Here is a 10,367-nt window from a genome sequence, read left to right as displayed (position 1 = left end):
CGCCGCGAGTTCGCCCTCCAGCCACGTCAGCGCGTCGGCCCGCCCGCCGATGATCCCCTGTTCGAGGTGCGGCCGGGCCGAGTTGTAGCGGATCGCCCGTCCGTCGCGCCGCCGCAGGTCGCCGCCGAGTACGCGCAGTAGCGCGTGCCCCGCCGCCACGTCCCACTCCGAGCGCGGGCTCATGGAAAAGGTCACGTCGGCCTCGCCATTGGCGATCCGCGCCAGCTTCAGCGCGATGGAGCCGCTGGGGGCCATGCCGGGGAGGTCGTGGGCGTGCAACTCGCGCCGGAACTCGGTGTCCGACACGCTGACCACGTACCCCTCGCGGCGGCTGAACCCGGTCGGCTCGCCGTTTCTCGTCACCCCCAGGCCCACCGCCCCGGCGAACAGCTCGTCGGTGGCCGGGGCGTAGACCGCGCCCAGGACGGGCTCGCCCGCCACCGCCAGCCCGATGCTGACCGCGTAGTCGGGGCTGCCGGAGGTGAACTCCTTGGTCCCGTCGATGGGATCGATGATCCAGACCCGCTCATGCCCCAGCCGGGCGGGGTTATCGGCCGCCTCTTCGCTCAGCAGCCCGTCCCCGGGAAAGGCCGAGCGCAGGCCCGCCAGAATCAGGTCGGAGGCCTCGTGGTCGGCGGCGGTCACGAGGTCGTCCGCGCCCGTCTTCTGCTGGGGGGTCACCCCCCGCGCGAGGTGCGCGAGCAGCAGCGCCCCCGCCTCCCGCGCCAGCCGCGCGGCGGTCTCCAGTTCTCGCTCCAGACTCACGCCCCCGAAGATACCCCCCGGCCCCCACGTTGACGCCCCAGGGTGCGCCCGCTACACTTCCCGGCATGAGTGCGGCCCGCGTCACCCCCGTGAACGTGAATGACGATCCCCGGTAGGGGACGTCTCGCCGCAGATCGCCGCGCCCCCGACCCCTCAGCGTAGGAGTCGGGGGCTTGCCCTTTCCCAGACCCAGGAGATCCCACCATGACCACGCCACTGCCCCGCACCCTGACCTCGGCCCTTCCCGCCCACGCGGGTCAGACCGTTCGACTGCAAGGCTTCCTGCACGCCCGCCGCGACCTGGGGGGCGTGCAATTTCTGGTGCTGCGCGACCGCGCGGGCCTGGTGCAGGGCGTGGGAAGCGGGCTGGACCTGCCGCTGCCCGAGAGCAGCATCGAGGTGGTCGGGCGCGTCACCGCCCACCCCAAGGCCCCCGGCGGCTTCGAGGTGCAGGTGGAGACCTTCCGGGTTCTGACTCCCGCCGCCGAGCCGCCCCCGGTCGAGATTCCCAAGATGGAGTGGCACGTGCACCCCGAGACGATGCTGGACTACCGGGTGGTCACCGTGCGCGGGCTGCGCGAGCGGGCGATCCTGAAGGTGCAGGCCGAACTCGTGGCGGCCTTCCGCGACCACCTGCGCGAGGAGGGCTTCACCGAGATCAGCACGCCCAAGATCGTCTCGGCGGGAGCGGAGGGCGGCGCGAACCTCTTTCCCATCGACTACTTCGGGCAGCCCGCCTACCTCGCGCAGAGCCCGCAGCTGTACAAGCAGATCATGGTGGGCGTCTTCGAGCGCGTGTTCGAGGTCGCGCCCGTCTACCGCGCCGAGGAGCACGCGACCTCCCGCCACCTCAACGAGTACCTCTCGCTGGACGTGGAACTGGGCTTTATCGAGTCCGAGGAGGACGTGATGGACGTGGAAACCCGCGTCCTGGCGGCCATCATGGAGCGGCTGCGCGAGCACGCGGCCCCCGAACTCGCCCTGCTGGGGGCCACGCTGCCCGAGGTGCCCGCCCACATCCCGCGCATCCCGCTGCTCGATGCCCGGCGGCTGGTGGAGGAGAAATACGGCCATCCCGCCTCCGGCAAGGACCTCGACCCGGAGGCCGAGCGGCTGCTCTCGCAGCATTACGCCGAGACCCAGGGCACCGACTTCGTCTTCGTGACGAAGTACCCCCGCGCGGCCCGGCCCTTCTACGCCTATCCCGAGGAAGGGGGCCTGACGCGCGGTTTCGACCTGCTGTTCCGGGGCATCGAGATCACGTCGGGCGGGCAGCGCATCCACGAGTACGCGGCGCTGCAGGAGTCCATCGCGGCCTACCGCCTGAACCCGGAGGCGCTCGCGGGCTACGCCGAGGTCTTCAAGTACGGGATGCCTCCCCACGGCGGGTTCGCCATCGGCGCCGAGCGCCTGACCGCGCGGCTGCTGGGGATCGGCAACGTGCGCTTCGCGCGGGCGTTTCCGCGGGACCGGCACCGGCTGACGCCCTGAGCGCGGCGCGGGTGCGGGCCTGAAAGTCCAGAGGTCAAGGCGCCGAGAACAACCGTGCTCCTCGCCTTCCCAGCCTCCTGACCCCTCGACTTCCAGCCCCCGGCGTATCCTCCTCCCATGACTCACCCCGACCTGCCCACCCCCGACCAGCCCGAGCTGGAGGTTCCCGAACTGGCCCCCGAGCCTGCCACCGCCTCTCCCTACGGTTCCCTCGACCCCGCCGCGCTGCGCCACCCCGACAGCATGAAATGGACCTTTTATCCAGAAGGCGTGCTGCCCCTGTGGGTGGCCGACATGGACTTTCCGGTCGCGCCCGCCATCGTGGAGGCGCTGCAGGAGCGACTGGCGCACGGGCTGGGCTACGGGCAGATGATGGGAGACCCCCGCCTGATCGCTGCCCTGGGGGAGAAATTGGCGGGCCACGGCCTGACCGACCTGCCGGAGGGGGGCTTCTCCTTCACGCCGGGCGTGGTGCCGGGCATCTACGCGGCGGTCGCGGCCCTGAGTGCGCCGGGCGAGCCGGTCCTCACCATGACGCCCATCTACTACCCCTTCCACCAGGCGATCACGGGCCAGGGCCGCCGGGTGGCCGCCGCGCCGCTGCGCGAGCCGCAGGAATCCGGCAGCCGCTGGGAGATCGACTGGGACGCGCTGGAGGCCGCCGTCCCCGGCTGCCGCCTGCTGCTGCTGTGCCACCCCCACAACCCCAGCGGGCGCGTCTGGGACGCCGGGGAACTGGAGCGGCTGCGCGATTTCGTGCTGCGCCACGACCTGCACGTGATGTCCGACGAGTTGCACGCCGACCTGCGGCTCTCGGACGTGCCCTTCGAGTCCTTCGCCGCCGACCCCCGCGTCCAGGCCCGCACCGTCACCCTGACTGGCCCCGCCAAGGCCTACAACACGGCGGGCCTGGGCATCGGCGTGATGGTGGGGCACGACCCCGAGCTGGTGCGGCGGGTGCGTGGGGCGGCGGGCGGGCTGANCAAGGCCTACAACACGGCGGGCCTGGGCATCGGCGTGATGGTGGGGCACGACCCCGAGCTGGTGCGGCGGGTGCGTGGGGCGGCGGGCGGGCTGATGGGCCACCCCTCCACCCTGGGCGTGGCCGCGTGGCGGGCGGCGCTGGAGGGGGCCGGGCCGTGGCTGCGCGACACGGTCGCCTACCTGCGCGGCAACCGCGACGTGCTGGCGGCCTTTGTGGAGGCGCGGCTGCCCTGGGCCCGCTTCTCGCCGCCCGAGGCCACCTACCTGGGCTGGCTGGACCTGCGGGCGCATCCCCGCGCTGCCGACATGGCGCAATTCCTCCTCGACGAGGCCAGGGTCGCCGTGCAGGGCGGTCCCCTGTTCGCGCCAGCGGAGGAAGCCGACCGCTACCAGGGTTGCGTGCGCGTCAACTTCGCCACCAGCCGCCCGATGCTGATCGAGGCGCTCGAACGGATGACGGCGGCGCTGGAGCGCGAGGCCCCGCCGCCTGTCTAGAGCATTTGCCATAAGAATGGGGTGGGTTTCCGCATGCGTTGGCCGAGCAGAGCGAGCGAATGGGACAGGAACATGGGGCAGAATGGAGGCACCCGGGGCGCCGTTCCCCGGGGGCCGTCATTCTGTCCAATGCTCTAGTCCCCCACCACCAGTTCCCGCAGCCGCTCGATCAGCGGGCGCAGCCGCTCCCGCCGCAGCTTGAGCGCCGTGCGGTTGACCACCAGCCGGGCGGAGGAATGCAGCAGCACGTCGCGTTCCTCCAGCCCGTTGGCCCGCAGGGTGCCCCCGGTCTGCACGAGGTCCACCACGGCGTCCGCGAGGCCCGTCAGCGCCGCGAGTTCGATGTTGCCCGACAGCTTGACGATCTCGGCGGGAATCCCCTGTGCGGCGAGGTAGGCGCGGGCCGAGCGGGGGTACTTGGTGGCGACCCTCTGAATCGGCCCGTCGGCCCCCACCTCGCGGATCAGCGAGAGGCGGCAGGCCGCGAAGCGCAGGTCCACCGGCTCGAACACGGCCCGCCCCGACTCGACCAGCACGTCCTTCCCCACGATCCCGAAGTCGGCCACGCCGAGGTCCACATAGACGGGCACGTCCTGATTGCGCAGCTCCAGCACCGTCAGCCCCGGGAACTCGTGCCGCAGCGCCCGCGAGGGGCCGGGCAACTCCAGCGGCAGCCCGGCCCGGGTCAGCAGGGCGGCGGCTTCGGTCAGGATGCGGCCCTTGGGCAGCGCGAGGGTGAGGTGTTCTGGCCCGCGCACGGGGGCCGGGCTCATGCGGACGCCCCGGTCAGCGTCTGCCCCTGCGCCCAGCGGCGAATGCCCCGCGCCGCGCAGTAGGCGAGCAGTTCGGCGCGGTCGTCGGTCCAGGCGAGTTCGGCGGTGAGTCCGGCGGCGCGGGCGTGTTCGGCCCCGGCGGCGTCCAGCGCCAGCACCACCTCCGGCTCGGGGGGCAATCCCCGCGCGGCCACCTCGGTCAGCCGCTCCAGCCCGATGGCAAACCCTGCCCCCGGCAGCCCGCCGAGGTCGTAGCGCCCGCCGCCCAGCAGCGGCTGGTTCAGCCCCGGCGCGTAGGCCCGGAAGGTCAGCCCGGTGTAGTACCCGTAGCGGCGGCTGGCCCCGAGGTCGAACAGCAGCGTTCCCTCTGCCCGGTCCGCGACCGCCTCCAGGTGCGTCACCGCCGCCCGCGCCCGCCCCCCCCGCGCGAGGTCGCCCGCCTGCGCCAGCACCTCCGGGCCACCGTACAGGTCGGTCAGGGTGTGCAGGGTCCGGGTCATCCCGGCGTCCAGCCTGTGCTGCGCGGCCAGCAGGTCCACGTCCGCGCCGCTCTTGCGGTCGATCGCGCCGTGCAGCGCCTCCCGCGCCCCGGGGGAGAGGCCCGCGTCCTCCAGCACCGCGTCCACGAAACCGGGATAGCCGACCTCCATCACCGGGGCCACGCCCACCACCTCCAGCGCCCGGCGGCCCAGCGCGAGCAGTTCGGCGTCGGCCTGCGGGGTCGAGACGCCGATCAGTTCCACGCCGACCTGGGCGAACTCGCGCAGGCGCCCCAGCTCGCTGGTCAGCGCCCGCAGCCACAGCCGCCCGCCGTACTGCAGCCGCAGCGGAAACGGCCCCCCGGCGAAGCGCGAGCGCACCAGCCGCCCCACCGCCGTGGTGAACTCGCCGCGCAGGGCCAGCACCTCGCCGCCCACGTCGATCAGCTTGAAGGCGCGGGCGTCCTGCGGGTGCCGGGGGTCGGCGAATTCCAGCGCGGGCACGTCCACGCCCCGGTAGCCCCACGCCGCGAACTCGGCCGCCAGCCGCCCCCGCAGATGCTCGCGCTGTTGCCACTCGGGGGGCAGCACGTCGCGGGTGCCCTCGGGGACGGCGGGACCGGGGAGGCGGGGGAAGGCAGTCACGGGCGGTATTAAAGCACCCCGGTCCGGGGGAGGAGCGGCGGCCCCGCTATACTTGCCCCCATGCGCCGCGCTGCCGCCGCCCCCACCGCCCTGCTGCTGCTCGCGCCCCTGCTGGGGGCCTTGCTGGGAGGGTGTGCCCGCAAGGCCGACTCCTTCAAGCCGCGCATCGTGGTCACCAGCCCGGACGGCGGCGGGGTGGGGCAGGCGCGGGCCTTTACCATCCGGGGCTACGCCCTCGACGATCAGGGGGTCACGCGCATCACGGTGGACGGCAAGTCCATTCCCATCGAGCCGGGCAGCCGCAAGATCGCCAACTTCGCCTTCGAGACCCAGGTGCAGGGCAACAGGGCGACCTACCTGATCGGCGCCCTCGACGCGGCGGGCAACAAGAGCCTGCTGGAGGTGCCCATCACCGTGGACGGCAAGGCCCCCGCCCTGAAGGCGACCCGCGTCGAGCGCAGCGGCAACCTGATCCGGGTGACGGGCGTGGCGACCGACGACAACCGCGTCACCGAGGTCCTGGTGGACGGCAAGCGCCTGAACATCACCTCCGGCTCGCGGGTGGACTTCTACGCCGAGACCACCGGCGTCTATGCCGACCTCGAGGCCGTGGACAGCGCCGGAAACCGCACCCGCCTGCGCGCCCAGCCGTAACCCGCGCCCCCCCGTGCCGCGCCCCACTCCGGCCCAGGAGGTCCCGCCGCCCCCGCATCTGCCCGAGGTGCTGCGGAGGCTGCGCGGGGCGTACCTGCCCACCCTGCCCGCGCCCCGCGTCAGCCCCGAGCCGCTCGACGACCTCGTGGAGACGGTCCTCGCGCAGCAGAACACGGGGACGGTGACCCGGCGGCAGTTCGCGGCGCTGAAGGCGGCCTATCCGGTCTGGGAGGCGGCCCTCGCCGACGGCCCCGACGGGGTGGAGGCCACCCTGCGCGGCGCGGGCGGCGGGCTGGCGCGGATGAAGGCCGACTACCTCTGGAACATGCTGCACCGCCTGGAGGAGACGCGGGGCGAACTGAGCCTGCGTGACCTGCGCTCCCTGCCCGACGCGGAGGTGCGGGCGCTGCTCGAATCGCTGCCCGGCGTCGGAATGAAAACCGCGTCGCTCCTGATGCTGTTCGACCTCGCCCGCCCCGCCATTCCGGTCGAGAACCATATCGGGCGGGTGGCGGCGCGGCTCGACCTCGTGCCCGCCCGCTGGAGCCTGCTCAAGATCGAGCGCTGGTTCGACGAGGTGCTGCCCCACGAGTGGAGCGTCCGCTACGCCGCCCACGTCGCCACCATCCGCCACGGCCGCCAGACCTGCCTGGCCCGCCGCCCCCGCTGCGAGGGGTGCGTGCTGCGCGACCTGTGCCCCTCGGCCGGGCTGTTCCTGAGCGGTGAGCGTGAGGCTTGAGCCGCTCTGCGCCGCCCTGCGCGAGCTGTTCGGCCCGCGCCTGGGGTTCAGGTCAGTTGTGGACGGCCAGCTCCCGGTGCTCCGGGACGGGGTGGAGGGGAGCCGCGCGTGGCTGGGCGGCGATCCCGACCATCTGGCGCTGCGGCTGCTCAGCGCCGCCCACGATGCCGCGCTGGAGGGGATGGGCAGGCGCGGCGAACATCCTGGAGCCTGGGCGACGGCCTCGTCGGAAGTCGTCGTTGAAGCCAGGGGCCTGCGGCTGGTGCTGCTTCAGGGTGAGCGCGAGGTGGCTTCAGGCTCCGTCTCCCACCAAGAAGAAGGCGGAAGCCCGTGAGCCTCCGCCTCCGCTGAGTTTGGTCTTTCTTATGCCTTGTCGGGGTGGCGCCCCGTGTCGTGCAGCTCAACCGGCTTGCCTTTCCGCGCCCGCAGGTTCAGCAACTCGACCATGATGGCGAAGCCCATCGCGAAGTAGGTGTAGCCCTTGGGAATCTTGAAGCCGAAGCCGTCCGCGATCAGGTTCACGCCGATCAATAGCAGGAAGGCTAGGGCCAGCATCTTGACGGTGGGGTGCGCCTGCACGAATTCCCCGATGGGCCGCGCGGCGACGAGCATGATCAGCACCGTCAGCACGACCGCGCTCACCATCACGCCGATGTCGTCGGCCATCCCGACCGCCGTGATCACCGAGTCGAGGCTGAACACGATGTCCAGCACCATGATCTGCGCGATGATCGCCGCGAAGCCCGCCGATGCTGCCCGGCCCACCGTGGGCGCGTCGTGGGCGGCAGGACCCTCGAGCTGCTCGTGCATCTCTTTGACGGCCTTGTACAGCAGGAAGAGGCCGCCCAGAATCAGGATCAGGTCTCGCCCGGAAAAGCCCATGCCGAAGAGGGTGAACAGGTCGTTTTGCAGGCGGTAGATCCAGGCGATCGAGAACAGCAGCAGCAGCCGCATGACCAGCGCGGCCATCAGGCCCACCGTGCGGGCGCGTTGGCGCTGCTCGGGCGGCAGCTTGCCCGCCAGGATGCTGATGAAAATCACGTTGTCGATACCGAGGACGATCTCCAGCAGCAGCAACGTGCCAAAGGCGAGCCAGGCTTCGGGCTGAGAAATCCAGCCGAACAGGGTTTCTAACACAGGGAGACTCCAGAGGGAGGGCGGCCGTCACCCGGGCGGGCGAACGTCTACCGGAAAGGCCGCCGAGACGGCAAACGGAAACCAGGGACAAGGACGCGCGGCCTGCATTCGCCGCGCGGTAGGACCCATGCTCCGGGAGAAGTTGTGCACGAATCTTAAATGTCAGATGAAGGCCCTTCATGTTCCGGCCGGTTCCCGGCGCCGGGAGGCTGCGCCGCTCCGTCGAGGTAGATGGTCAGCAGGCCACGGGCGGTTCCTGCCGGATCGCTGGGCGGGGCTCCGGTGACCAGCGGGTACAGCAGGGCCAGCAGGGCGCGGGTCAGGATGCCGGCGGGCAGGTCGCCCCGCAGTTCGCCTCGTGCGGCGGCCCCCTCAATCAGCCTGTTCAGGCCGCCCATCCAGACCCGGCGGTACTCATTCTCGAAGGCGGCGCGGCGCTCCGGCGAGACGTGGCGCAGTTCGCCCGCGAGTTGCAGGCCCACCCGCTGCTCGGGGGCACTCGCCAGCAGGTCGCCCACCAGCGTCCCCAGCTGGGCCCGCACCCCCGCCTGCGTTTCCGCGTGGGCGACCAGCCGCGCCAACCCCGTCAGGGTGCCGTCGAGCATCGCCAGAAAGAGCGCTTCCTTGTCCGCGTAGTGGTGGTACAGCGCAGGCTTGGTCACGCCGACGGCCGCCGCCACCTCACGCATGGACACCCCGTGGTACCCGCTCGCCACGAACAGCCGCGCCGCCTCGGTCAGGATGCGGGCGCGGGTGGTGTCGGGTGCGGGTGGGGGCAGGCGGGTGGACGAGGCGGTCACGCCCGCATGATAGCCGAGGGCAGGGCGAACGTCCCGGCGGGGGTGCGGGCCGCCCCTCACTCCAGCCCCGTCTCCATCGCCCAGATGTCCGGCGGCGTCTCGCGGCGGCGGATCAGCTTCCACTCGCCTCCCTCCCACAGCGCCTCGGCGGGGCGCGGGCGGGTGAGGTAGGTGCTGCTCATGCTCGCGCCGTAGGCCCCGGCCTCGCCAATCGCCAGCAGGCCACCGGGCACGGGTGCGGGGAGGGGCACGTCCCGCGCGAGCAGGTCGCCGCTCTCGCAGGCTGGCCCCGCCACGTCCCAGACCTCCTCGGGGCCGCCCTGCCACAGCGCCGTGACCGGATGCTCGGCCCCGTACAGCATGGGCCGCAGCAGCTCGGTCATGCCCGCGTCTGTGAGCACGAAGGGGCGACCGGTGCGCTTGGTGCCCACCACCCGCGTGAGCAGCGTGCCCGCCCGCGCGACCAGATAGCGCCCCGGCTCGACCCACAGCCCGGCCCCGAAGACCGAGGCCGCCGCCCGCGCCTCCCGCGCGATGCCCGGCAGGTCGGCGTCCACGCCCCAGCCGCCGCCCACGTCCAGCACCTCCAGGTTGCCCACCGCCGGGTGCAATCCGGCCAGCCGCGCGAAGGCCGCGCTGAAGTCTGAGGCGTCCCGGATCGCGCTGCCGATGTGGACGTGCAGTCCCAGCGCCGTGTGCCCGGCCTCCCGCAGCGCCCGCAACACGCCGGGCACCTGGGCGGGCGTCACCCCGAACTTGCTGCCCGCCGCGCCCGTGGCGAGGTGGTCGTGCGTGCTCACCGCCAGCGCGGGATTGACCCGCACGAGGGCCCGTGAGCCGGGGGGCAGCAGGCCCACCTCCTCCTCGCGGTCCACCACGAAGGTCGCCCCCAGCCGCGCTCCCGCCGCGTACTCGCCGGGCAGCTTGGCCGGACCGTTGACCAGCACCCGGTCCCCGGAGGCCCCGACCTCCCGGGCCCGCGCGATCTCCCCGGCGCTGACGCACTCGAAGCCCACGCCCGCCGCGTGCAGCCGCCGCAACAGGCTCAGGTTGGGGTTGGCCTTCACCGCGTAGTACACCCGCGCCTCCCCGAAGGCCGAGCGCACCTGCCCCAGCGCGGCGTCCAGCTCGGCGGCGTCATAGACATACAGAGGCGTGCCGAACTGATCGGCGGCCGCTCGGAGGGCCGTGAGGGAGATCATGGAAACATCCTGGTCGCAAACTGGTTCATGTGCCCAGTGATACCGGAAGTCGCTGCGGAACGTGCCCGGTGGGGCAGGGCGGCGGGGACGGAGCCGCCGACTTGCGGGCGAGGGGGGCTGGCCCTCACACTGCCCCTATGACCCGTGCCCGACGCCCCGCCCCGCCCACCGACGCTCCCGCGCTGCCGCCCGGCGTGGTGGTC

Annotated in this window: 11 protein-coding genes; 5 read left to right on the top strand and 6 right to left on the bottom strand. The window is 72.6% G+C overall.

Annotated elements, in window-relative coordinates:
* A partial coding sequence (locus QOL99_RS11250; RefSeq protein ID WP_285523902.1) for a 3'(2'),5'-bisphosphate nucleotidase CysQ occupies positions 1-765 on the bottom strand: 765 nt, incomplete at its 3' end.
* 204 nt (positions 766-969) lie between these two features.
* Here QOL99_RS11250 and aspS point away from each other — a divergent pair.
* Together aspS and QOL99_RS11240 are read left to right on the top strand one after the other, a co-directional pair.
* Positions 970-2,256 (top strand): aspartate--tRNA(Asn) ligase, encoded by a 1,287-nt coding sequence (aspS, locus tag QOL99_RS11245; protein ID WP_285523900.1) that lies wholly within the window; start codon positions 970-972, stop codon positions 2,254-2,256.
* Positions 2,257-2,373: 117 nt separating this feature from the next.
* Positions 2,374-3,735 (top strand): MalY/PatB family protein, encoded by a 1,362-nt coding sequence (locus QOL99_RS11240; protein ID WP_285523898.1) that lies wholly within the window; start codon positions 2,374-2,376, stop codon positions 3,733-3,735.
* 134 nt (positions 3,736-3,869) lie between these two features.
* On the opposite strand, the gene hisG is transcribed toward QOL99_RS11240, so the two are convergent.
* Positions 3,870-4,508: an ATP phosphoribosyltransferase gene (gene hisG / locus QOL99_RS11235; RefSeq protein WP_285523895.1), complete on the bottom strand. Its 639-nt coding sequence runs from the start codon at positions 4,506-4,508 to the stop codon at positions 3,870-3,872.
* Positions 4,505-5,632 (bottom strand): ATP phosphoribosyltransferase regulatory subunit, encoded by a 1,128-nt coding sequence (locus QOL99_RS11230; protein ID WP_285523893.1) that lies wholly within the window; start codon positions 5,630-5,632, stop codon positions 4,505-4,507. Before QOL99_RS11230 ends, hisG begins: the two co-directional genes overlap by 4 nt.
* Before the next feature lie 60 nt (positions 5,633-5,692).
* Here QOL99_RS11230 and QOL99_RS11225 point away from each other — a divergent pair, with 60 nt between their 5' ends.
* The 3 genes from QOL99_RS11225 to QOL99_RS11215 are packed head-to-tail and all read left to right on the top strand — an operon-like array spanning position 5,693 to position 7,359.
* Entirely contained in the window at positions 5,693-6,286 is a 594-nt protein-coding gene (locus QOL99_RS11225) for a hypothetical protein (RefSeq protein ID WP_285523891.1), read from the top strand.
* A 13-nt stretch (positions 6,287-6,299) separates the two neighbouring features.
* Complete coding sequence (locus tag QOL99_RS11220) at positions 6,300-7,025, top strand: endonuclease III domain-containing protein (protein WP_285523890.1); 726 nt, start codon at positions 6,300-6,302, stop codon at positions 7,023-7,025.
* A complete protein-coding gene (locus QOL99_RS11215) occupies positions 7,015-7,359 on the top strand; it encodes a hypothetical protein (protein WP_285523889.1) in 345 nt (114 codons plus the stop codon). The genes QOL99_RS11220 and QOL99_RS11215 overlap by 11 nt, the downstream gene beginning before the upstream one ends.
* A gap of 29 nt (positions 7,360-7,388) precedes the next feature.
* Here QOL99_RS11215 and QOL99_RS11210 read toward each other — a convergent pair whose 3' ends face one another.
* The 3 genes from QOL99_RS11210 to lysA form a co-directional block, all read right to left on the bottom strand.
* Complete coding sequence (locus QOL99_RS11210; protein WP_285523888.1) at positions 7,389-8,162, bottom strand: TerC family protein; 774 nt, start codon at positions 8,160-8,162, stop codon at positions 7,389-7,391.
* Between the two features lie 155 nt (positions 8,163-8,317).
* Positions 8,318-8,962: a TetR/AcrR family transcriptional regulator gene (locus QOL99_RS11205; RefSeq protein ID WP_285523886.1), complete on the bottom strand. Its 645-nt coding sequence runs from the start codon at positions 8,960-8,962 to the stop codon at positions 8,318-8,320.
* Positions 8,963-9,018: 56 nt separating this feature from the next.
* Positions 9,019-10,164, bottom strand: a complete 1,146-nt coding sequence (lysA, locus tag QOL99_RS11200; RefSeq protein WP_285523884.1) for a diaminopimelate decarboxylase — start codon at positions 10,162-10,164, stop codon at positions 9,019-9,021.
* Positions 10,165-10,367: the final 203 nt, after the last annotated feature.

It is taken from the genome of Deinococcus rhizophilus (assembly GCF_030271215.1).
Classification (GTDB): domain Bacteria; phylum Deinococcota; class Deinococci; order Deinococcales; family Deinococcaceae; genus Deinococcus; species Deinococcus rhizophilus.
The sequence above is the reverse complement of the archived record's forward strand: the minus strand, read 5'-3'. Positions and strand labels throughout refer to the sequence as shown.